This is a genomic window from Streptomyces sp. NBC_01217, assembly GCF_035994185.1.
GTDB lineage: Bacteria > Actinomycetota > Actinomycetes > Streptomycetales > Streptomycetaceae > Streptomyces.
Genome location: NZ_CP108538.1, coordinates 4,141,844 through 4,165,085 on the forward strand (window position 1 = coordinate 4,141,844; position 23,242 = coordinate 4,165,085).

The following is a 23,242-nucleotide window of genomic DNA, read 5'->3' on the forward strand; positions in this document are numbered from 1 at the left end:
AATATGCAATTCATATCGAATAGATACTTACTATTACTTTTCAGTCATCCGGTGTGCAGCAGACCTGTCGCCAGGCCGATCACCACCGGCGCCACCCCGACCGCCAGGAATGCGGGCAGAAAGCAGAGCCCGACCGGTGCGGTGATCAGCACGCCCGCCCGCTGGGCGCGGGCCACGGCCGCGCTCGCCCGCTCCGCCCGCATCGCCTCGGCCAGTCGAGCCACCGCCTCCGCCGCCGGAGCCCCGGTCGATCCCGCACGGTCCAGGCAACGGGACAGCGCACCGGCGCCCGGTATCTCCCCGAACCGCCCCCAGGCCACCGCAGGTTCACCACCGAGCCGGATCTCCGCGGCCGTCCGTGCCAGACGCGCGCCGACAGGTCCGCCCAGCGACTCCCCCACCGCCTCCGCCGCCTCACGCGGCCCGGCTCCGGCAGAGACGCAGGCCGCCAAGAGATCCGCCGCCAACGGAAGTTGGCGTACGAACTCCGCCGCCTCCACAACATCGGCCCCCGGATCGCCACTACTGCGGGCCCGCTGCCACCGCCAGGCGCCGTACGCACCCGCCAGCCCGGCCGCGAACCCCAGCAGGCCGCCGACCAGGACCACGCCCGTCGCCCCAGCGCCCAGCGGCGCGATCCATTCCTTCACCCGGGCTCCGGGTGCCGGCCGCGCACGCCGAGGCCTGTCCGGACCGATGGCCAGCAGCACCGCACCCCGACGGCGCACCGCCCGCCTCCGTCGCCGTCCCGCCAGTGCAAGGGCCGGATACGCGAGCGCGCCCAGAACCGCCCACACCACCACCGCCTGGTGGACGACCTCGCCCATGGCCCCGTTCATGCCGTCTCCCCCGCCCGTACGATTCGGCCCGCCCAGCAGAGCCCGGCTGCCTCCAGCAACCCGCCCGCCGCCAGACAGACCAGCCCGGCCGGCGTGTGCAGGAGCACCCTCAGCGGATCGGCTCCGAGCGCCGCCCCCAGCCCCAGGCCCAGCACCGGCAGCAGCGCCAGCACGGCCACCGTCGACCAGGCACCCGCCAGTTGGGCCCGTAACTCCTCCCGTCTGCGCCGCTCGGCCCGCAGCGCTCCCTCCAGGCGGTCCAGGCCCGCCGCGAGACCGGCTCCGCCGTCCGCCGTCACCCGCCAGCAGGCAGCCATCCCGGCAAGCCCGTCCAGACCCGGCTCCCGTGCCGCCTGCCCGAGCGCCCCCGGCACATCGCCGCCGAACCGCGCCGCGGCGGACACACCTGCCTCCGCCGCTCCCATCACCCCGGTCACCCCGGCCTCGCGGACAGCTACGAGCAGCGCCTGCCCCGGTTCGCGCCCGGCCCGCAGCTCCCCCACGACGGCAGCACACAGCGCCACCACCCCATCGGCCCGGCTTTCCCGCTCCTTCCTCAGGGCTCGTCTCCGCAGCCACCGTCGCACCAGCGGCACCGCCACCACCCCCGCCAGCACCGGCAGCACGGACTCCCCAAGCCCGGCGACAGCCAGCGCCACCGGCAGAGCGAGCCACTCACGCCGCTCCCGCGACAGCTCCTGAAGCCATGTCCGAATCCGCTCCCAGCGCTTGCGCAGCGGCGACTCCACCACCCCATCGACGAACAACACCCGTGCTCTCCGCCGCCCCTGGTCCCGCGCCACCACCAGCCAGGCCGCCACCCCGAGGCACAAGGCCGCCGCGCAGCTCGCACTCGCCGGCAGCCCCACCGCCGCGCCGCCGCTCACAGCGCACCCCCGATCAGCGAACGCAGCCGCTCCCAGCCCCGCTCCTGCACGAATCCGCCGGCACCCCAGCGCAGCGCCGGCACGGTCACCACCAGCCCGGCCGCATCCCGCTCCAGGACCTGCACCTCGGCGATCCGCCGCTGCCCCGACCGGTCCCGTACGAGATGGACCACCACCGACAGTGCCGCCGCCAACTGGCTGTGAAGCGCCGTCCGGTCCAGTCCCGCAGCCGTCCCCAGCGCCTCAAGACGGGCCGGGACGTGCTCGGCAGCATTGGCGTGAACCGTCCCGCAGCCGCCCTCGTGGCCGGTGTTGAGCGCGGCCAGCAGTTCGGTGACCTCGGCGCCCCGCACCTCCCCGACCACCAGCCGGTCGGGCCGCATCCGCAGCGCCTGCCGCACCAGGTCCCGAAGGGACACCCGCCCCGCCCCTTCCTGGTTGGCGGGGCGCGACTCAAGGCGCACCACGTGAGGGTGGTCCGGCCTCAACTCCGCCGAGTCCTCGGCGAGCACGATCCGCTCACGCTCCCCGACCGCACCCAGCAGGCTCGACAGAAGAGTCGTCTTCCCGGCCCCCGTCCCCCCGCTGATCAGATACGAGACCCGGGCCTCCACCAACGCCCTCAGCACCCGGTCACCGCCCGGCGGCACGGTCCCCGCCGCGACCAGCTCCGCCAGCGAGAAGGCCCTGGGGCGCACCACCCGCAGCGACAGGCACGTCGACCCGACGGACACCGGCGGCAGCACCGCATGCATACGGGTGCCGTCCGGCAGCCGCGCATCCACCCAGGGCCGGGCGTCGTCCAGCCGCCGCCCCGCCACGGCGGCCAGTCGCTGCGCCAGCCTTCGTACCGCGGCAGCGTCCGGAAAGGTCACCCCGGTGAGTTCGAGCCCGCAGCCCCGGTCCACCCACACCCGGTCCGGCGCGCAGACCAGCACATCCGTCACCGCCGGGTCGGCGAGCAGCGGTTCCAGCACCCCGGTCCCGACCAACTCGCCGCGCAACTCATCGGCCGCACCGAGCACTTCGGCATCGCCGAGCAGCCGCCCCTGGGCCCGAAGGGCTGCCGCGACCCCGGCCGGGGTCGGCGCCGCACCGCTCTGCGCCAGCCGCTGCCGTACGGCGTCGAGCAGCGTCTCGGTCATGACGCACCTCCTACGGCGCGTCCACCCACGCCCTGCGAGGCGAGCGCCCGCTCCCAGAACGCCGTGCAGAACCTCGCCAGTGGAGCGCGCGCACTGCCGCCGGGCGGCGCGTCGGCCTCCTGGGCAGCCAGCAACCCTGCGTCGAGCGGGAGTTCACCGGCGAGCGGCAGCCCGAGCGCCTGCGCCACCCACTGCTCGTCGAGACCCGCCGCATACGGGCCGCGGGCCACCACCCGCAGGTCGTCCAGAACCATCTGGGCCATCGACGCCACCCGCTTCGCCGCCGCGACTGCGCGAAGCTCCCCGGGGACCACCAACAGCCCGAGATCCAGCTGTGCGAGTGCCTCGGCCACCGACTCATCGACCCGGCGCGGCAGATCGACGACCACCACCCCGCCGAGCCTGCGCGCAGCGGCCAGCACGGCCCGCATGGCCTGCGGCGGGATGGCCACCCAGTCGTCCCGGCCCCAGCTGAGCACCCGCAGCCCGTGCAGTGCGGGCAGCGACTCCTCCAGCGCGCCTCCGCCGACCCGCCCTTTGGAATGGGCGAAATCCGGCCACCTCATTCCCTCGGCCCGTTCGCCACCGAGCAGCACGTCGATGCCCCCGCCGAGCGGGTCGCCGTCGATCAGCATGGTCCGCCGTCCAGCCCTGGCCGCGGTCACTGCGAGGGCGCAGGCCAGGGTGGATGCGCCGGAGCCACCCCGTCCGCCGATCACCCCGACGGTGAGTGCCGGCCGTCCCACACCTTCCGCCGCATTGGCGATCTGGTCGACGAGCCAGCCCTCCGAGTCGGGAAGCCTCAGCACATATTCGGCCCCGATCTCCACAGCGCGGCGCCAGACATCCGGGGCGTCCTGGTCGCGGCCGACGAGCATCACGCCGCGCCTGCGTACCGCTCCGCGGCACCGCTGGGCGGCATCGTCCCCCACGAGAACCATCGGGGCCTGCTCCCAGCTGCCTCTGCGCTCGGGCAGCGAGTGATGAACTTCTGGTTCCGCTCCGGCGGCAGCGCACAGCCGCAGCAGATCGTCGAGGAGTTCCACATCCTCGGTCACGATCAGCGGTCCGCCCCGTCGCACTTCGACAGCCGGCAGACGATCCCGTGCGATGGATTCAGCCACGATCTCCGCCCCCTTCTCACTGCACCTTCATCGCGGTTCGCGGTGATCTCGGCGCGTTCCGAGATCGGCGATTCCGCAACCCGCGGACTTCGCGGCTGGAATCACCGTGCAGCGCTTCGGAAAATCGTGTGGATCTTGCTCAAAAACTGTGGACACCTCCACCGTTGTGAATATCTCTGTCACTCATACAGACGACTTCCGGAGAGCAGCACTTCCGCTACACACCGTGACGAGTCAAGATGAGGAGAGACCGCACGAGAAGCCGGCCGACGAGGGCCGCGATGGAGGCAGATTGCTTTGTTCCGAACGGAAGAAACACATCCGGACATGCGACGACCCCCGCCGGGGGGGGAGAGCGGGGGTCGTCCCCACGGCCGACTCGGGGGGGGGAGGAGCCGGACCGGGTTAGCACGGTCGCGAACGATCCGTGACTTCCATGGTGTACCCGAGAGCCTTCTCAGGCAAACCCACGCGGCCGAGTTTACGCCGAATGGTGGGCCCCTATGCTCTGCCTTGTGGAAAACCGCTTCTTGCCGCGCACAGCAGCCTTCTTTGACCTGGACAAGACGGTCATTGCGAAGTCTTCGACGCTGACCTTCAGCAAGTCCTTCTACCATGGCGGACTGATCAACCGCCGCGCCGTACTGCGCACTGCGTACGCACAGTTCGTGTTCCTTGCCGGGGGTGCAGATCACGACCAGATGGAGCGGATGCGTGAATACCTCTCCGCGCTCTGCAAGGGCTGGAACGTCCAGCAGGTGAAGGAAATCGTCGCCGAGACCCTGCACGATCTGATCGACCCGATCATCTACGACGAGGCGGCGACGCTCATCGAGGAGCATCACACCGCCGGACGCGATGTGGTGATCGTCTCGACCTCGGGCGCAGAGGTCGTCGAACCGATCGGTGAGCTCCTCGGCGCCGATCGCGTCGTCGCCACCCGATTGGTCGTCGGCGACGACGGCTGCTTCACTGGTGAGGTGGATTACTACGCGTACGGACCGACCAAGGCCGAGGCGATCAGAGCGCTCGCGGTGTCGGAGGGGTACGACCTCTCACGCTGCTACGCCTACAGCGATTCCGCGACCGATGTACCGATGCTGGAGTCGGTCGGACACCCGCACGCGGTCAATCCGGACCGCGCCCTGCGGCGCGAGGCGACCCTCCGCGAGTGGCCGATTCTCGTCTTCGACCGACCGGTCCGGCTCAAGCAGCGACTGCCCACGTTCTCGATGCCGGCACGCCCGGCCCTGGTCGCGGCGGCCGCACTTGGCGCAGCCGCCGTCACGGCGGGACTCGCCTGGTACACCTCCCGCCGCCGCGCCATCACGACCTCCGCCTGATGCGGGACGAACCCCGCTCGACCCGCACGGGCGAGGTGTCCAACTCGCCCGTAATTGAACCTAAAAGTAAAGAAGTGTGGCCAGCACTACCGCTCACCCCTGCTCTGGAGTAGAAAGGACTCAACGGCCCGCGAGACCAAGGACATCCGAGAGGATTACCTGTAACGCAGAGAAGGCCCCACGGACCGAGCATGGAAACCGAGCACCCACGCGACGTCGACCCGTCGATTACGGGCCAGCCGCACCAGGGAACGGGCAAAGTTCCCCGACCTGATGGGCACATATCGAGGACGCATGGTAACTGGGTAGACATGCCAGCGGCGGTACCGAAGTCGGTACCGCCGCAACCCTTTTACAGTGAAGTCACCGTCCTGCAAGTTGACGCCTGCGGACCCGTCAGGCCCGCCGCCCTGTTACGCGGCGCCTCGCTGCAGCGCCTCGCAGACCGCCGTCGATTCCCTGACGCCCAGCTCCACCGCGCGACCGCAGTGCGCGATCCAGGCCGCCATCCCCTCCGGCGTCCCCGACATATAGCCCTCGAACGCGGCGATGTACGCCGCCCGCCCCTGTTCCGCGTGGCCCACCTCGGCGGGGCAGATCGACTTGGGGTCGAGCCCGCTCCCGATCAGCACGATGCGCTCGGCCGTCCGCGCGACGAGGCCGTTGTACGAACCGAAGGGGCGCAGGGCCAGCAGTTCCCCGTGCACGACCGCTGCCGTCACCAGCGCGGGCGCCGCAGTGCCCGAAAGGATCATTCCGGAGAGCCCCTCCAGACGCCCGGCCACCTCCCCGGCGTCCGGCAGCGGCGCTTCGATCAGCGGCTCGTCCACCGGTTCGCCCGCCAGCCGCGGCCGGCCGACGGCGTCATCGGGCGCCGCGCCGCCTGCCGCGACGAGATGCAGCCGCGCCAGGACACGCAGCGGCGACTGCCGCCAGATGGAGAGCAGTTGGCCCGCTTCGGCGGTGAGCCTCAGGGCCGCCCCGATCACATGCGCCTCACCGTCACCACTGAAGTCGGTGCGTCGGCGCACCTCCTCCAGATTCCAGTCGGCTCCGGACAGCGCTGCCGACCCGCGGGCGCCGCGCAGTGCCGCTTCGGCGGTGACCTCGTTGCTGCGGCGCCGCATGACGCGATGACCGTAGACCCGGTCGACGGCCTTGCGTACGGAGTCCACCGCGTCGGCGACTCCCGGCAGGGCGCCCAGGGCGGCGAGCGGATCAGAGGCAGTCGTACTCATAAGTAGCGAGGCTACGCGCCCCCTACACCGATACCGCCCGGGAGTGGCCTTCTTCACGAAGTGCGACAGCAGAAAGCAATCATGCCGCTACCCTAGGTGAACATGAAGATCGCTTTCGTAGGGAAGGGCGGCAGCGGCAAGACCACGCTGTCCTCGCTCTTCATCCGTCACCTTGCCGCCAATGAAGCCCATGTCGTCGCGGTGGACGCCGACATCAACCAGCACCTCGGGGCCGCACTCGGCCTCGACGACCAGGAGACTGCGGCGCTGCCTGCCATGGGAGCCCAGCTGCCTCTGATCAAGGAGTATCTGCGCGGCAGCAATCCCCGCATCGCCTCCGCCGAGACGATGATCAAGACGACTCCGCCCGGCGAGGGCTCACGGCTGCTGCGGGTCCGCGAAGACAACCCGATCTACGACGCGTGCGCCCACACCGTCCGGCTCGACGACGGGGAGATCCGGCTGATGGCCACCGGGCCGTTCACCGAGTCGGATCTGGGCGTGGCCTGCTACCACTCGAAGGTCGGTGCCGTCGAGCTCTGCCTCAACCACCTCGTCGACGGCCCCGACGACTATGTCGTCGTCGACATGACAGCGGGTTCGGACTCCTTCGCCTCCGGGATGTTCACCCGCTTCGACATGACGTTCCTGGTCGCCGAGCCGACGCGTAAAGGCGTCTCGGTCTACCGCCAGTACAAGGAGTACGCGCGGGACTTCGGGGTCGCGCTGAAGGTCATCGGCAACAAGGTGCAGGGCAAGGACGATCTGGACTTCCTGCGTACCGAGGTGGGCGACGATCTGCTGGTCAGCGTCGGGCACTCCGACTGGGTACGGGCCATGGAGAAGGGCAGGCCCGCCCGGTTCGAGCTGCTGGAGGCTGACAATCGGATGGCCCTGCAGGCGCTGCAGGACGCCGCGGAGGATTCGTACGAGCAGCGGGACTGGGAGCGCTACACGCGGCAGATGGTGCACTTCCATCTGAAGAACGCGGAGAGCTGGGGCAATGAGAAGACGGGCGCCGATCTGGCCGCTCAGGTCGACCCCGCCTTCGTGCTCGATGAGCGGTGGGTGCAGAACGGCGCCGCTCAGCCGGCCTGATCGCCGACGCCCCGGTCGGTCGGGCGGGCTCGTTTCCGGCCGGGGCGCTGTTGCGTGCTCAAGCATCCGTGGCCCCGGAACCGGGAGACGTGCGGATCGGTGCCGCGCGGATCGGTGCCGTGCACGGCGGGCGATCGCCGTCACCAGGCGCGGACGCGCAGCTGACGACCGGCCTGATGTGAGTGTAGTCAGTACGGGCGTGAGCCCTGTCGGCCTCCGAGGCCCGGGGTTCGTCGAGGAACTTCGCCCAGCCCTTCTCAGGTGCCTGGCCGAGTGGTTGCCGACGGTCTGCGGGGCGCGGTTTCCGTCGTGCGCGCGGTCGAAGGCCTGGATCAGGCCTTCGCGCATCTGGTTGCCCCCTCTTCACAAAGGACTTGGCCTGATCGACGGACCAGGTGCCGATGCCATCGTCGGGGCCTCGGAAATCGTCGGGGCCTCAGAAGTGGCCGTTGAAGCGGGTTCCGATGTCGCAGCTGCCGGGGCTGGCGGCCCGTGAACGTGGTGGAGCCGTCGCCGATGAGCCGGAACATGCTCTTGGGCGCGACTCGGGGGACGTTCATCTTCGCTCCGGCCTCCCGCTTCGCGGCGGTTCTCTTCGCGGCGCCCACCATCCGCCGGCTCTCCTCCTCCCGGGAAAACTGCGTCGTAGTGCCGACTCGGCGCGGTCAAGATCGCATGTGGTCCTACTACAACCAACACGACATACCGTCCGAAAAGATGTTTATTCACTTTAATGGGTTGTCGAATGGCCCATTTGGCCTCAACTATGGACACAGATCTTTACTCTCCATTACGATCTGTTTACTGAGAGTTGAGAAATCCCGCCGCTGCATGCCGTGACCCACGGCCGCGTCCCCCACGTTCCGCGACCGCGCTGCCCCGGAGGAGACGGGAACATGTCTGCTTGCGTCCCCACTCGTCATGACCGCACATCCCGCAGTTCGCGCCCACCACGCGCCTCGGGAATCAAGCGCCCGCACAGCCCGCCACCGCCGCCCAGCGGCGGCCGGTTCCGCATCAACGGCGCTGACCTGTCCGCTTCCATCACGGTCTTCCTGCTCGCCGTCCCCATGTCGCTCGGCCTCGCCGTCGCCATGGACGCCCCGCTGGAGGCCGGCCTCATCTCCGCCGCGATCGGCGGCATCGTCGCCGGACTGCTCGGCGGCACACCCCTCCAGGTCAGCGGCCCGTCCGCCGGACTGACCGTGGTCACGGCCGAGCTGATCCAGATCTACGGCTGGCGCACCACCTGCGCGATCACCATCGGCGCCGGACTTCTGCAGATCCTGCTGGGCTCGCTGCGGGCGGCGCGCAGCGCCCTCGCCGTCAGCCCCGCCATCGTGCACGGCACCCTCGCCGGAATCGGCGTGGCCATCGCACTCGCCCAGCTGCACATCGTGCTCGGCGGCTCGCCCCAGAGTTCGGCCGTCGCCAACGCTCTCGCCCTGCCCGACCAACTGGAACGGGTAAGTCCGGCCGCCCCGCTGATCGGCGCGCTGACCATCGCCGTCCTGGTCCTGTGGCCGCGGATGCCGGGACGGATCGGCCGGGTGGTACGGCGGATTCCGGCCGCCCTCGCCGCGGTGGTGACGGCGACGGCGGTAGCCGCGATCACGGCGCCCGGAATCGCACGGGTCGATCTGCCGTCCTGGCGCTCGCACGCCCTGCCGGAAATGCCGCACGGCCCCGTACTCGCCCTGGCCACCGCTGTGTTCACGGTAATGCTGGTGGCCAGTCTGGAGTCACTGCTCGCCGCGGTCGCGGTGGACAAGCTGTCGGCCTCGGCCTCGGCCTCCGGTTCGACCCCGGCCCCGGCTCCGACCGCGGCTACGGCCGCCCCGACCGCGCCCGCCCCCGCCGTTCCGCCACCCGCCAGACGCTCCGATCTCGATCGCGAGCTGCGCGCCCAGGGCATCGCCAACACCCTGTCCGGGCTCGTGGGCGGACTGGCGGTGTCCGGTGGCGCGGTGCGCAGTTCGGCAAATGTGCGGGCCGGGGCGACAGGCCGTGCCTCCACCGTGCTGCACGGCGTCTGGGTGGTGCTCGCCGCCTGCCTGCTGGTCGGCGCCCTGGAGCAAATCCCCCTGGCGGCGCTCGCCGCGCTGGTCATGATGGTCGGCATCCAGATGGTGAGCTTCGCTCACATCCGTAACGTCCATAAGCACCGGGAATTCCTGGTGTACGGGGCGACGATCACCGGAGTGGTCCTCTTCGGCGTGCTCAAGGGGGTGGCGATCGGCATCGCGGTGGCCGTGGCCGTCGCCCTGCACCGGCTGGCCCGAACCAGAATCACCGTGACTGATCAGGACGGCCAGCATCTGGTGGTCGTACGGGGCCAGTTGACGTTCCTCGCGGTGCCACGGCTCAGCCGGACGCTCGGCCAGCTGCCCCAGGACGGGGACGCCGTCGTCGAGCTGGACGGCTTCTTCATGGACCATGCCGCGTACGAGATGATCCAGGACTGGAGCATCGCCCAGGCCGCCCATGGCGGCCGGGTCGTCTTCACCGGCAGATCCGGTGGCCGGATCGCCGAGCCCGCCTCGGCGGCGCACTCCTGCTGCCGCCCCTGGACGCCGTGGCGCAACCATCACTGCCACGACCGGCCCGAGCATTCGCCCGAAACCCGCCACGGCGGCCTCGGTGCGCCCCCCGCCCCCACCTCCGACCACGGCTCCAACTCAGGCCCAGGCCACGTCCCCGGCCCCGACCCGGGCGAGGACCGCTCTCCCGACCACCTCACGCCCCACGACTCCACCGACGTTCCTGGCACCAACAACACTCCCGGAGCCGACAACGACCCCGGGCCGGGCGCTCCACCCACCGCAGCCCCGCGCCGCAGCGGTGGCAACCACCTGTTCAGCGGCCTGAGTTCGTTTCAGCGGAACACCGCTCCGCTGGTGCGCGACGAGCTGGCCCGGTTGGCCCGCGAGGGCCAGCGCCCCTCTCAGCTCTTCATCACCTGCGCCGACTCCCGCCTGGTCACCAGCATGATCACGGCGAGCGGCCCGGGCGACCTGTTCACCGTGCGGAACATCGGCAATCTCGTGCCCCCGCCGGACGCCGAGTCGGGTGACGACTCCGTGGGTGCCGCGATCGAGTACGCGGTGGATGTGCTGAAGGTGGAGTCCATCACCATCTGCGGTCACTCCGGCTGCGGCGCGATGCAGGCTCTGCTCGGCGCCGAGCCGGACCCGGACACTCCGCTGACGTCCCTGTGGCGCTGGCTGAGACATGGGCTGCCGAGCCTGGAGCGGATGGCATCCCGGCATCACACCTGGGCCCGGATCTCCGGCCGGCTGCCGGCCGATGCTCTGGAGCAGCTCTGCCTCACCAATGTGGTCCAGCAGTTGGATCATCTGCGGGCCCATGAATCAGTGGCGCGGCGGCTCACCGAGGGCACGCTCCAGCTGCACGGGATGTACTTCCATGTGGGCGAGGCGCAGGCCTATCTGCTGGCCGAGGGCGCGAGCGCCGGGCTCGCGCTCGACGAGGTCTTCGACCGCGTGGACCCCGGCGACCCCCACGCCGATTCCCACACCCCGGCCGATTCCCACGCCCCCGACAACACCGGCACCCCCGGGGCCACCGCGGCCCCGGGCGATCCATCCGGGTCCGGCGAGTTGGAACGTACCGGCGTCTGAACCGGATTCGCCCTCGGCCCGTGAGACCTTGTGGTCCCGCCTCCGTACCGCTCCGTACCGGTCCGTGTCGCTCTGCACCACGTCGGACCGCACGTGGAGGCGGGACCTGTGTCTCCATACACGAGACACAGGTCTAAACCAATTCCGGGCAGACACTTGTCACCCGGCCTTTGGCCTGATGAGCTATGCCCCGGGACACAACGGACACCCTGGGAATGGGAGATGTCGTGAGCAACGAAAGCCTGGCCAATCTGCTTCGTGAGGAGCGGCGGTTCGCACCGCCTGCCGATCTGGCCGCCAACGCCAACGTCAAGGCGGAGGCGTACGAGCAGGCCGAGGCGGACCGGCTGGGCTTCTGGGCCGAGCAGGCCCGTCGCCTGACCTGGGCCACGGAGCCGACCGAGACGCTCGACTGGAGCAACCCGCCCTTCGCGAAGTGGTTCGCGGACGGCAAGCTCAACGTCGCGTACAACTGCGTGGACCGCCACGTCGAGGCCGGTCATGGCGACCGGGTCGCCATCCACTTCGAGGGCGAGCCCGGCGACAGCCGCGCCATCACCTACGCCGACCTGAAGGACGAGGTCTCGCGCGCCGCGAACGCCCTCACCGAGCTCGGTGTCGGCAAGGGCGACCGGGTCGCCGTCTATCTGCCGATGATCCCCGAGGCCGCCATCGCGATGCTGGCCTGCGCCCGCATCGGCGCCGCGCACTCGGTGGTCTTCGGCGGCTTCTCCGCCGACGCCATCGCCGCCCGCATCCAGGATGCGGACGCCAAGGTCGTCATCACCGCCGACGGCGGATACCGCCGCGGCAAGCCGTCCGCGCTCAAGCCCGCCGTGGACGACGCCGTCTCCCGTATCGACAGTGTCGAGCACGTCCTCGTGGTGCGGCGCACCGGCCAGGACACCGCATGGACCGAGGGTCGCGACGTCTGGTGGCACGAGATCACCGGCCGGCAGTCCGCCGAGCACACCCCCGAGGCATTCGAGGCGGAGCACCCGCTCTTCATCCTCTACACCTCCGGCACCACGGGTAAGCCGAAGGGCATCCTGCACACCTCCGGTGGCTACCTCACGCAGGCCGCGTACACCCACAACGCGGTCTTCGACCTCAAGCCGGAGAGCGATGTCTTCTGGTGCACCGCCGACATCGGCTGGGTGACCGGCCACTCGTACATCGTCTACGGCCCGCTGGCCAACGGCGCGACGCAGGTCATGTACGAGGGCACGCCCGACTCGCCCCACCAGGGCCGCTTCTGGGAGATCGTGCAGAAGTACGGAGTCACGATCCTCTACACCGCGCCGACCGCGATCCGTACGTTCATGAAGTGGGGTGACGACATCCCCGCAAAGTTCGACCTGAGCAGTCTTAGGGTCCTAGGTTCGGTCGGTGAGCCGATCAACCCCGAGGCGTGGATGTGGTACCGCAAGCACATCGGCGCCGACAAGTGCCCGATCGTGGACACCTGGTGGCAGACCGAGACCGGCGCGATGATGATCGCACCGCTGCCGGGCGTCACGGAGACCAAGCCAGGAAGCGCCCAGCGCGCCCTGCCCGGCATCTGCGCCACGGTCGTCGACGACGAGGCCAACGAGGTTCCGAACGGCGGGGGCGGCTACCTCGTCCTCACCGAGCCGTGGCCGTCGATGCTCCGCACCATCTGGGGCGACGACCAGCGCTACATCGACACCTACTGGTCGCGCTTCCCGGGCAAGTACTTCGCGGGCGACGGCGCCAAGAAGGACGAGGACGGCGACATCTGGCTGCTCGGCCGGGTCGACGACGTGATGCTCGTGTCCGGGCACAACATCTCGACCACCGAGGTCGAGTCGGCACTCGTGTCGCACCCGTCGGTCGCCGAGGCCGCCGTGGTCGGTGCCGCCGACGAGACGACCGGCCAGTCCATCGTCGCGTTCGTGATACTGCGCGGTACGGCCGTCGCCTCCGACGAGCTCGTCGCGGAGCTGCGCAACCACGTCGGCGCCACGCTCGGTCCGATCGCCAAGCCGAAGCGGATCCTGCCGGTCGCCGAGCTGCCGAAGACCCGCTCCGGCAAGATCATGCGGCGCCTGCTGCGTGACGTCGCCGAGAACCGCGAGCTGGGCGACGTCACGACGCTCACCGACTCCTCGGTGATGGACCTCATCCAGACCCAGCTGCCGTCCTCCTCCGGCTCCGAGGACTGAGCCGCAGCGAGTACGTCCCCGAGGGGCATCCGGCGACGCGCCGGATACCCCTCGGGCATTTAGGGTGAAGATCACCGGATACCGTCCCGCGCACCCCGGGTACAGTGGCAGCTGCGTCAACAAAGCAATAAGAAATCTCCACAGGGTGTGCCGGGAAGTCTGGTCGGCAAGTGCATCAGCCATGCCATCGCTGCCGTACCTACCCGGAGGTCCTCACTCGTGGCCGCGCCCACCCCCACACCCTCTTCCTCCCGCCGTACCTTTCTCGGGCGCCTGTCCCTCCCTGAGCGGAACTATCTCGCGGACGCCCTGCGCACCGAGACCGTCGGCGGAGTCATCCTGCTGGTCGCCGCGATAGCCGCCCTGGTGTGGGCGAACACCTTCGGATCCAGTTACACGGCCGTCAGCGACTTCCACTTCGGCCCCGGCTCGCTGGGCCTCAACCTCTCCGTGGAGCACTGGGCGGCGGACGGGCTGCTCGCGGTCTTCTTCTTCGTCGCGGGCGTCGAACTCAAGCGGGAACTGGTCGCGGGCGAACTGCGCGATCCCAAGGCGGCCGCCCTCCCGGTCGTCGCCGCGCTGTGCGGAATGGTGACTCCGGCCATCGTCTACACGCTCGTGGCAGTGACCGGCGGGGGTTCCACGGACGGCTGGGCCGTTCCCACCGCCACCGACATCGCCTTCGCGCTCGCCGTCCTCGCGGTCATCGGCACCTCGCTGCCGAACGCACTGCGCGCCTTCCTGCTGACCCTCGCCGTCGTCGACGACCTCTTCGCGATCCTGATCATCGCGGTCTTCTTCACCGAGAAGATCGATTTCATGGCGCTGTTCGGCGCCTTCATCGGTCTCGCCGTCTTCTATCTGCTGCTGCGCAGGAACGTGCGCGGCTGGTACGTCTACGTACCGCTCGCCCTGGTCATCTGGGGCCTGATGTACAACAGCGGCATCCACGCCACCATCGCCGGTGTCGCCATGGGCCTGATGCTCCGCTGCACCCGGCGGGACGGCGAGACCCACGCCCCCGGCGAGCACATCGAGCACCTGATCCGCCCGCTTTCGGCCGGTGTCGCCGTGCCGCTGTTCGCCCTCTTCTCGGCCGGTGTCTCCCTCTCCGGCGGCGCGCTGGCACAGGTCTTCACCCGGCCCGAGACGCTCGGCGTCGTCCTGGGACTCGTCGTCGGCAAGACAATAGGCATCTTCGGCGGTACGTGGCTGGCCGCCCGCTTCACGAAGGCCGAGCTGAACAAGGACCTGGCCTGGGCGGATGTCTTCGCGGTCGCCTCGCTCGCCGGGATCGGCTTCACCGTCTCGCTGCTCATCGGCGAGCTGGCCTTCGCCGGCGACGAGGACATGATCAACGAGATCAAGGCCGCGGTGCTGCTCGGTTCCCTGACGGCCGCCGTACTCTCCGGTGTACTGCTCAAGCTCCGGGTACGCAGATACCGGACGCTGTACGAGGCGGAGGAGCGCGACGAGGACCAGGACGGCGTGCCCGACATCTACGAGCAGGGCGACCCGGCGTACCACCTGCGGATGGCCGCGATCTACGAGAAGAAGGCGGCCGAGCACCGTCGGCTTGCCCAACTGGCGGGGGCAGCGAGCAGCAAGCCGGACAGTCCGGCATGATCTGACACCAGATGTGTTGAGCAGGAGAGCTGGAGAGGGAGTCAGGGATGAGCGACCCCGGCAACAACGCGGGCAGTGCCGAGCGCAGTCTCGGGCAGCTGGTCGCCTCGGCGACGGCCGAGATGTCCGCACTGGTGCACGACGAGATCGCTCTGGCCAAGGCCGAAGTGCGTCAGGACGTCAAGCGCGGCGTCACCGGGAGCGTGGCGTTCATCGTCGCGGGTGTGCTGGTTCTGTTCGCGGTCCCGGTGCTGAGCTTCGCGGCGGCTTACGGAATCCACAACCTGGGGCTCGGGCTCGCTTGGTCGTTCCTGATCGTGGGCGCTGCCTTCATCGTGCTGGGGGCGTTGCTCGCGCTGTTCGCCATCACCAAGTTCAAGAAGGTCAAGCCGCCGGAGAAGTCCATCGCGTCGGCCAAGCAGACGGCGGCCGTGCTGCAGGGCGTCAAGCCGCACCCGCGGTCCGCCGTGACGGCGGGGGCGAACCTGCCGGCCGCCGTGGGCGGCAAGCCGGCGAACAAGGCCCTGGAGAAGTCTCCGGTCCAGGACAAGGCGTCCGCTGTGGCACGCTCGTCCACATGACGGTCCCCGATTCCAGCGCATCCGGCCCAGTAGGCCCGGAAGGTCAGGCAGGCCCGAAAGGTCATGCGGGTCCGGACGGCCGGACGCGTCCCGACGGCCGGACGGGCCCGGACGGCCCCTCAGGCTCGACCGGCCACCCCGGCCAGTCACGCCCCTCAGGCTCCACCGGCCGCAAGGGCACCTCGGACTCCCCGCGCTCCTCGGACTCCTCGGGCCTCTCCGATCCGCCGAGTCCGCCCGGCTTCGCCTCCTCCGGTGGGCCTGTTCGGCTCGACGGGCCGTGGACTCATCGGGACGTGGCGGCCAACGGCGCCCGCTTCCACATCGCCGAGGTCGGCGAAGGGCCGCTCGTGCTGCTGCTGCACGGCTTCCCGCAGTTCTGGTGGACCTGGCGCCATCAGCTCACGGCTCTCGCCGACGCCGGTTTCCGCGCCGTGGCGATGGACCTGCGCGGGGTCGGCGGCAGCGACCGTACGCCCCGCGGTTACGACCCCGCCAACCTGGCGCTCGACATCACCGGCGTGATCCGCTCGCTCGGCGAACCGGACGCCGCCCTGGTCGGCCATGACATGGGCGGCTACCTCGCCTGGACGGCCGCGGTGATGCGGCCGAAGCTGGTGCGCCGCCTCGTGGTCTCCTCGATGCCGCATCCGCGCCGCTGGCGTTCCTCGATGCTCTCCGACTTCGCGCAGTCCCGCGCAGGCTCGTACATCTGGGGCTTCCAGCGCCCGTGGGTGCCGGAGCGTCAGCTCATCGCGGACGACGCGGCGTTGGTGGGCCGGCTGATCCGTGACTGGGCGGGACCCCGGACCCCGGAGTTCCCCGATGACGCGGCGGTCGACGTCTACCGGCGCGCGATGTGCATCCCGTCGACGGCGCACTGCTCGATCGAGCCGTACCGCTGGATGGTGCGCTCCCTGGCCCGCCCGGACGGAATCCAGTTCAACCGGCGCATGAAGAGGCCGGTGCGGGTACCCACACTGCATTTGCACGGTTCACTCGATCCGGCGATCCGTACGCGGAGTGCGGCAGGGTCCGGCGAGTACGTCGAAGCGCCGTACCGTTGGCGACTTTTCGACGGTCTGGGGCACTTCCCCCACGAGGAGGATCCGGACGGGTTCTCGGGCGAACTCATCAACTGGCTCAAGGATCCCGAGCCCGACCGGTAGCCGACGGGCACGGTTGTCCGACGAACAGCCAATTGCCCGGCGCATAAGCCAATTGGCTGACGGATGGGCGGTTACCGACCATGAGGCACGGGCAGACGTCGGGGTATGGGCTGGACGCACGACTTCGGTGACGCAGCACGCAACCGTCGCTCGACCGCCACGGCGAGTCCGAGCACTCATGAGGGGGGCGGCCCCCAGGGCCGGGTGCACGATATGCATGTTCTGCACGATCCCCGGCTCGGTATCCCGCGCATTCTGCGCCGCAGAGCCCGCTGGGTCTCGGCGCGGCTGCGCCATCCACGCGGATGACTCCGCCCCGGCCGGCCTGTGAGCGTTCAGTTCACCTGCCGGGCGGGACTTCAACAACTCTCCCGGCTGCCAGAGATCGGTACGTCGGCACGCCTTGGACCTCTCGGCCTGGAGGCCTCTCGTCCTAGAGGGCGCACGCCTGGCTGTCGACCTGCTGGTTGGCGGCGCGGCCGTTCGTGATGTCCTGGCGGATCTCGTCGGCCGTCAGCGCGTAGCCGGTGTCGGGGTCGTCGAGCGACTTCGCGAAGACGACTCCGTACACCTTGCCGTCGGGGGTCAGCAGCGGTCCGCCGGAGTTGCCCTGACGGACGGTCGCGAAGAGTGAGTACACGTCGCGGCGGACGGTGCCCCGGTGGTAGATGTCCGGCCCGCTGGCGTCGATACGGCCCCGGACACGCGCGGCCCGTACGTCGTACGAGCCGTTCTCCGGAAAGCCCGCGACGATGGCACTGTTCCCGGTGTCGGCGTCGTGATCGGTGTCGGTGAACTTCAGCGGCTTCGCGTCGAGGTCCGGTACGTCGAGTACGGCGATGTCGCGCCGCCAGTCGTAGAGGACGACCTTCGCGTCGTACAGCCGGCCCTGGCCGCCGATCTGGACGGTCGGCTCGTCGACGCCGCCGACGACATGGGCGTTGGTCATCACCCGGCGGTCGGCGAAGACGAAGCCGGTGCCTTCGAGGACCTTGCCGCAGCTCGGGGCCGTACCGACGACCTTGACGATGGACTCCTTGGCGCGGGCGGCGACGGGGCTGCCGACCAGCGCCGGGTCCGGGGCCCGGACCTCGGTGATCGGCTCGTTGGCGAAGGGGCTGAAGACCTGCGGGAAGCCGTTCTGCGCCAGGACCGAGGAGAAGTCCGTGAACCAGGTGGAGGCCTGGTTGGGCATCACGCGGGAGATGCCGAGCAGGACCGATGAGCTGCGGACCTCCTTGCCCAGTGTCGGCAGTGAGGTGCCGGCCAGCGCGGAGCCGATCAGCCAGGCGACCAGCAGCATCGCGACCACGTTGACCAGGGCGCCGCCGGTGGCGTCGAGGGCGCGCGCGGGCGACCACGTGATGTACCGGCGGAGCTTGTTCCCGAGATGCGTGGTGAAGGCCTGACCCACCGAGGCACAGACGATCACGATGACGACGGCGACGACGGCTGCCGTCGATGAGACCTCGGAGCCGTTCGTCAGCTGGTCCCACAGGATCGGCAGCAGATAGACGGCGACGAGACCGCCACCCAGGAACCCGATCACCGACAGGATGCCGACGACGAACCCCTGGCGATAGCCGATGACCGCGAACCACACGGCGCCGGCCAGCAGCAGGATGTCCAGCACGTTCACCGTCTATAGCCTCGCAGATTCGTCACCGGGCCCGTTCTTTTCGGCTGGGTCCGGACAGGGCCGGACAGCACAGCACGGGAGTCAGACTGTCATGCACGCCAGTCGAGCGGCACCTGCTTGGCGGTGTCCCACGGACGCTCCCAGCCCGCGAAGTGCAGAATCCGGTCGATCACTCCGGCGGTGAAACCCCAGACCAGGGCGGATTCGACCAGAAATGCCGGACCCCGGTGGCCGCTGGGGTGGACCGTGGTCGCCCGGTTGGCCGGGTCCGTGAGATCCGCCACGGGAACGGTGAAGACCCGGGCCGTCTCACCCGGATCAACCACGCCGACCGGGCTCGGCGACCGCCACCAGCCGAGGACCGGCGTCACGACGAAGCCGCTGACGGGGATGTAGAGCCGGGGCAGCACACCGAAGAGCTGTACCCCGCGCGGATCCAGGCCGGTCTCCTCCTGGGCCTCCCGCAGAGCGGCCCTGAGCGGCCCTGTCGTGGCCTGGTCGCCGTCCTCCGGGTCCAGGGCGCCACCGGGGAACGAGGGCTGCCCAGCATGGGAACGCAGGTTTCCGGATCGCTCCATGAGGAGCAGCTCGGGGCCGCGCTCGCCGTCCCCGAACAGGATGAGCACCGCGGACTGCCGCCCGGCGCCGCTCTCGGGCGGCAGGAAGCGGCTGAGCTGGTCCGGCTCGATGGTCCGCGCGGCCCGGGCGACCGGGGCGAGCCAGTCGGGCAGGCCCTCGGCCGTGACGGTGATGGCGGCGTCGTGACCTGCGCCCGCCGCGCCCACTCCGGTCGCGCTCTGCCCGTACGTATCGTGCCGCTGCGTGCTCTGTTCGTGCGTCTTCATAGGCACCCCTCGTCTTTCAACGCCTGTCGTCACGCATTTCGTTCCGGAGCGAGCGCCGTACGTCAGCCGGCCCCCAGGGGCGGCGCGGGCTTGCCCGGGTAGTCCGCCGGCGGGCTCAGCCGCTGACCGGGCTGACCGCCCATCTCGTACTTCAGCAGCTTCCTGGCCTTCTCCGGGTCGGTCTCGCCCTCCCCGTACGCCGGGCAGAGCGGGGCGATCGGACACGCGCCGCAGGCGGGCTTGCGGGCATGGCAGATACGGCGGCCGTGGAAGACGACGCGGTGCGAGAGCATCGTCCACTCGCTCTTGGGGAAGATCGCGGCGATCTCGGCCTCGACCTTCTCCGGATCCTCCTGCTCCGTCCACTTCCAGCGCCGGACGAGGCGCCCGAAGTGGGTGTCGACGGTGATGCCGGGTACGCCGAAGGCATTCCCGAGGACGACATTGGCGGTCTTGCGGCCGACCCCCGGGAGCGTGACGAGATCGGCGAGGCGGCCCGGCACCTCGCCGCCGAATCTGTCCCTGAGCGCCACGGAGAGGCCTATCAGCGACTTGGTCTTGGCCCGGAAGAAGCCGGTCGGCCGAATGAGCTCTTCCATTTCCTCCGGGACGGCCGCGGCCATGTCCTCGGGGGTGGGGTAGGCGGCGAAGAGGGCGGGGGTGGTCTGGTTGACCCTCAGATCGGTGGTCTGAGCGGAGAGGACCGTGGCGACGAGAAGCTCGAAGGGGTTACGGAAGTCCAGCTCGGGGTGGGCGTACGGATAGAGCTCGGCCAGCTCACGATTGATCCTGCGGGCACGGCGGACCATCGCCAGATGCGATTCCGGCTTCGCACCGGGCCGCTTTGCTCCGGACTTCGCACCGGCCCCTGCCCCGGCCGTGGCTCCGGCCTTCGGGGCCTGCTCGCCCGCAGGGCGTTTTGTCGCTTTTCTCGGGCGGCTCGCAGCCTGTTCGCCCACAGCGGAATCACGGCCTTCCGACACCCCATCAGCCCCCTTGGCCTGCGCTCTCACCGGCGATTTGGACACCCGGCCAGCCTAGAGCCACGCACTGACATCCGCCCCGGTCACCGCGTATCCACCCCCAATCGGCCCCCTGCCTCACGGTTCGGCACGCCCGTGCGTCAAACTGGTTTGTGATTGATCGCACTGTTTTACCGTCCGGCATGATGGGGACCACGGTTCCCTGAACAGGCCGACAAGGAGAGAACTCGTGGACGACGTTCTGCGGCGCGCCCCGCTTTTCGCGGCGCTCGATGATGAGCAGGCCGCGGAGCTCCGCGCCTCGATGAGTGAGGTGACCCTCGCGCGCGGCGACGCGCTCTTCCACGAGGGCGACCCGGGCGACCGCCTCTATGTGGTCACCGAGGGCAAGGTGAAGCTTCACCGCACCTCCCCCGACGGGCGCGAGAACATGCTGGCCGTCCTCGGCCCCGGCGAGCTGATCGGTGAGCTGTCGCTCTTCGACCCGGGCCCGCGCACCGCCACCGCGACCGCGCTGACCGAGGTCAAGCTCCTCGGCCTCGGCCACGGCGACCTCCAGCCCTGGCTGAACGCCCGCCCCGAGGTGGCCACGGCCCTGCTGCGCGCTGTCGCCCGCCGACTGCGCAAGACCAACGACCAGATGTCGGACCTGGTCTTCTCGGACGTACCGGGCCGTGTCGCCCGCGCCCTCCTCGACCTGTCGCGCCGCTTCGGCGTCCAGTCCGAGGAAGGCATCCATGTCGTCCACGACCTGACCCAGGAAGAGCTGGCCCAGCTGGTCGGCGCCTCCCGCGAGACGGTCAACAAGGCACTCGCCGACTTCGCCGGACGCGGCTGGCTGCGCCTGGAGGCGCGCGCCGTGATCCTGCTGGACGTGGAGCGCCTGGCGAAGCGGTCCCGCTAGCCGCCCCGCCGACGACCGGACGCTCTCTCACGTACGCAAAAGGCCCCGCCGCACGGCGGGGCCTTGCGCGTGCCGTACGAGCGCCCTGCGCATGGCCCTGCGCCTGCCTTGCGCCGCCCATGCGTCCTAGATCAGCCCGTGCTCGCGCAGGTACTCCAGCTGCGCAAGTACGGAGAGCTCCGCCGCGGGCCACAGGGACCGGTCCACGTCCGCGTACACCTGCGCCACCACCTCCGATGCCCTCCGGTGCCCGGCCTCGACCGCCGTCTCCACCTGGGCCAGCCGGTGCGCGCGGTGCGCGAGGTAGAACTCCACCGCCCCCTGCGCGTCCTCCAGCACCGGACCGTGCCCCGGCAGCACCGTGTGCACGCCGTCGTCGACGGTCAGCGAGCGCAGCCTCCGCAGCGAGTCGAGGTAGTCGCCGAGCCGCCCGTCCGGATGCGCGACGACCGTGGTGCCGCGCCCGAGGATCGTGTCCCCCGTCAGCACCGCCCGGTCCGCGGGCAGATGGAAGGAGAGCGAGTCCGCGGTGTGGCCCGGGGTCGGCACGACGTGCAGCTCCAGCCCTCCAGCGGTGATCACATCGCCCGTGGTCAGGCCCTCGTCGCCGAGGCGCAGCGCCGGGTCCAGGGCGCGCACCTTCGTACGGGTCAGCTCGGCGAAGCGTGCCGCGCCCTCCGCGTGGTCCGGGTGCCCGTGGGTGAGCAGGGTGAGCGCGATCCGGCGGCCCGCGCGCTCGGCGGTGTCGATGACGGCCCGCAGATGTATGTCGTCCAGCGGGCCCGGGTCGATCACGACCGCGAGATCGGAATCGGGTTCGGCGACGATCCAGGTGTTGGTGCCGTCCAGCGTCATCGCCGAGGCGTTGGGGGCGAGGACGTTGACGGTACGGGTGGTGGCGGGGCCGGACAGCACCCCGCCGCGTGGCTGTCCGGGCAGCGCGGCCGCATCGCTCATCCGGCTTCACCTCCCGCACCACGGGCATCACCGACGCCACGGACATCACCGGAACCACCAGATCCGCCCGGCTCGCCCGGCCCGCTCGGGATGTGCTTGGTGAACTCGTCGTGTCCCGGCCAGCTCAGCACCAACTCGTCACCCTCCAGCCGCGCCTGTGCCAGTACGGGGGTGAGGTCCTGGGCATCCGCCGCCTTCAGGGCCTCGGCAGCTGTCCCGTACGGCCTGAGCGCCCGCAGCGTCGACACGGTCGGCGGCATCATCAGCAGCTCGCCCCTGTCGTACCCGTCGGCGGCCTCGCCGGGCCCGATCCACACCGTGCGGTCGGCCTCCGTGGAGGCATTGCGGGTGCGCTGGCCCTCGGGGAGCGCGGCGACGAAGAACCAGGTGTCGTAGCGGCGCGGTTCGAACTCGGGGGTGATCCAGCGTGCCCAGGCGCCCAGCAGGTCGGAGCGCAGCACCAGACCGCGCCGGTCCAGGAATTCCGCGAAGGACAGCTCGCGGGCGACCAGTGCCTCGCGGTCGGCCTCCCAGTCGGAGCCGGTGGTGTCGCTGACGACCGTGTCGGCGGTCGGGCCCGCGAGGAGGACGCCCGCCTCCTCGTACGTCTCACGGACCGCCGCGCAGACGATGGCCTGCGCCTCGGCCGACGTACCGACACCGAGCCGCTCGGCCCAGCTCTCCAGCGCGGGTCCGGCCCAGCCGACGAGCCGGTCGTCGTCGCGCGGATCGACCCCGCCACCCGGATAGGCGTACGCCCCGCCGGCAAAGGCCATGGAGGCGCGGCGGCGCAGCATGTGGACGGCGGGACCGCCCTCGGTGTCAGCGGCAGGGTCCCGGAGCAGCATCACGGTGGCGGCCCGCTTCGGGGTCACGGCCGTCAGCTCGCCTGCGGCGAGTGCCCGGATCCGGTCGGGCCATTCCGGTGGGTACCACTGACCATTGGACATGGCCGGAGGCTATCCGGAACCGCGACGATGTTCGAGAGCCACGTTGATCCGTACATGCCCCGTACACACATGATCCCGCCCGGTCAT

General features: G+C 70.2%; 19 protein-coding genes. 9 read left to right on the forward strand and 10 right to left on the reverse strand.

Going from position 1 to position 23,242, the window contains the following annotated elements:
* Window positions 1–44: 44 nt before the first annotated feature.
* The 4 genes from OG507_RS18155 to ssd are packed head-to-tail and all read right to left on the reverse strand — an operon-like array spanning window position 45 to window position 3,995.
* Complete coding sequence (locus OG507_RS18155) at window positions 45–839, reverse strand: type II secretion system F family protein (protein WP_327368239.1); 795 nt, start codon at window positions 837–839, stop codon at window positions 45–47.
* Complete coding sequence (locus OG507_RS18160) at window positions 836–1,726, reverse strand: type II secretion system F family protein (protein ID WP_442810995.1); 891 nt, start codon at window positions 1,724–1,726, stop codon at window positions 836–838. The genes OG507_RS18155 and OG507_RS18160 overlap by 4 nt, the downstream gene beginning before the upstream one ends.
* Window positions 1,723–2,871 carry a TadA family conjugal transfer-associated ATPase gene (locus OG507_RS18165; RefSeq protein WP_327368240.1) on the reverse strand — a complete coding sequence of 383 codons (1,149 nt, stop codon included), beginning with the start codon at window positions 2,869–2,871 and terminating at the stop codon, window positions 1,723–1,725. The genes OG507_RS18160 and OG507_RS18165 overlap by 4 nt, the downstream gene beginning before the upstream one ends.
* Window positions 2,868–3,995 carry a septum site-determining protein Ssd gene (gene ssd, locus OG507_RS18170; RefSeq protein ID WP_442810996.1) on the reverse strand — a complete coding sequence of 376 codons (1,128 nt, stop codon included), beginning with the start codon at window positions 3,993–3,995 and terminating at the stop codon, window positions 2,868–2,870. The genes OG507_RS18165 and ssd overlap by 4 nt, the downstream gene beginning before the upstream one ends.
* 503 nt (window positions 3,996–4,498) lie before the next feature.
* Between ssd and OG507_RS18175 the strand changes: the two genes are divergently transcribed.
* Window positions 4,499–5,338, forward strand: a complete 840-nt coding sequence (locus OG507_RS18175; RefSeq protein ID WP_327368241.1) for an HAD family hydrolase — start codon at window positions 4,499–4,501, stop codon at window positions 5,336–5,338.
* Between the two features lie 413 nt (window positions 5,339–5,751).
* On the opposite strand, the gene OG507_RS18180 is transcribed toward OG507_RS18175, so the two are convergent.
* Window positions 5,752–6,576: an oxidoreductase gene (locus tag OG507_RS18180; RefSeq protein WP_327368242.1), complete on the reverse strand. Its 825-nt coding sequence runs from the start codon at window positions 6,574–6,576 to the stop codon at window positions 5,752–5,754.
* A gap of 102 nt (window positions 6,577–6,678) precedes the next feature.
* Between OG507_RS18180 and OG507_RS18185 the strand changes: the two genes are divergently transcribed.
* The 7 genes from OG507_RS18185 (at window position 6,679) to OG507_RS18215 (ending at window position 17,186) form a co-directional block, all read left to right on the forward strand.
* A complete protein-coding gene (locus OG507_RS18185) occupies window positions 6,679–7,674 on the forward strand; it encodes an ATP-binding protein (RefSeq protein ID WP_327368243.1) in 996 nt (331 codons plus the stop codon).
* Between the two features lie 896 nt (window positions 7,675–8,570).
* Window positions 8,571–11,315: a bifunctional SulP family inorganic anion transporter/carbonic anhydrase gene (locus OG507_RS18190; protein WP_327368244.1), complete on the forward strand. Its 2,745-nt coding sequence runs from the start codon at window positions 8,571–8,573 to the stop codon at window positions 11,313–11,315.
* 185 nt (window positions 11,316–11,500) lie between these two features.
* Window positions 11,501–13,501 carry an acetate--CoA ligase gene (gene acs / locus OG507_RS18195; protein ID WP_327368245.1) on the forward strand — a complete coding sequence of 667 codons (2,001 nt, stop codon included), beginning with the start codon at window positions 11,501–11,503 and terminating at the stop codon, window positions 13,499–13,501.
* Window positions 13,502–13,720: 219 nt separating this feature from the next.
* On the forward strand, window positions 13,721–15,127 hold the full coding sequence (gene nhaA / locus OG507_RS18200; RefSeq protein ID WP_327368246.1) for a Na+/H+ antiporter NhaA: 1,407 nt from the start codon (window positions 13,721–13,723) through the stop codon (window positions 15,125–15,127).
* Window positions 15,128–15,174: 47 nt separating this feature from the next.
* Complete coding sequence (locus OG507_RS18205) at window positions 15,175–15,708, forward strand: phage holin family protein (RefSeq protein WP_327368247.1); 534 nt, start codon at window positions 15,175–15,177, stop codon at window positions 15,706–15,708.
* Window positions 15,705–16,877, forward strand: coding sequence for an alpha/beta fold hydrolase (locus tag OG507_RS18210; protein WP_327368248.1), 1,173 nt, complete (start codon window positions 15,705–15,707; stop codon window positions 16,875–16,877). Before OG507_RS18205 ends, OG507_RS18210 begins: the two co-directional genes overlap by 4 nt.
* 105 nt (window positions 16,878–16,982) lie before the next feature.
* On the forward strand, window positions 16,983–17,186 hold the full coding sequence (locus OG507_RS18215; RefSeq protein WP_229845996.1) for a hypothetical protein: 204 nt from the start codon (window positions 16,983–16,985) through the stop codon (window positions 17,184–17,186).
* 124 nt (window positions 17,187–17,310) lie between these two features.
* On the opposite strand, the gene OG507_RS18220 is transcribed toward OG507_RS18215, so the two are convergent.
* From OG507_RS18220 to nth, 3 genes are all read right to left on the reverse strand, one after another.
* Window positions 17,311–18,516 (reverse strand): MarP family serine protease, encoded by a 1,206-nt coding sequence (locus OG507_RS18220; protein ID WP_327368249.1) that lies wholly within the window; start codon window positions 18,514–18,516, stop codon window positions 17,311–17,313.
* Between the two features lie 89 nt (window positions 18,517–18,605).
* Window positions 18,606–19,361, reverse strand: a complete 756-nt coding sequence (locus OG507_RS18225; protein ID WP_327368250.1) for an NUDIX hydrolase — start codon at window positions 19,359–19,361, stop codon at window positions 18,606–18,608.
* 62 nt (window positions 19,362–19,423) lie between these two features.
* A complete protein-coding gene (gene nth, locus OG507_RS18230) occupies window positions 19,424–20,320 on the reverse strand; it encodes an endonuclease III (RefSeq protein WP_442810997.1) in 897 nt (298 codons plus the stop codon).
* Window positions 20,321–20,573: 253 nt separating this feature from the next.
* On the opposite strand from nth, the gene OG507_RS18235 reads away from it, so the two are divergent.
* Entirely contained in the window at window positions 20,574–21,248 is a 675-nt protein-coding gene (locus OG507_RS18235) for a Crp/Fnr family transcriptional regulator (RefSeq protein WP_014046869.1), read from the forward strand.
* 126 nt (window positions 21,249–21,374) lie between these two features.
* Here OG507_RS18235 and OG507_RS18240 read toward each other — a convergent pair whose 3' ends face one another.
* On the reverse strand, window positions 21,375–22,205 hold the full coding sequence (locus OG507_RS18240) for an MBL fold metallo-hydrolase (RefSeq protein WP_327368252.1): 831 nt from the start codon (window positions 22,203–22,205) through the stop codon (window positions 21,375–21,377).
* Window positions 22,202–23,155 carry an NUDIX hydrolase gene (locus OG507_RS18245; RefSeq protein ID WP_327368253.1) on the reverse strand — a complete coding sequence of 318 codons (954 nt, stop codon included), beginning with the start codon at window positions 23,153–23,155 and terminating at the stop codon, window positions 22,202–22,204. Before OG507_RS18245 ends, OG507_RS18240 begins: the two co-directional genes overlap by 4 nt.
* Window positions 23,156–23,242: the final 87 nt, after the last annotated feature.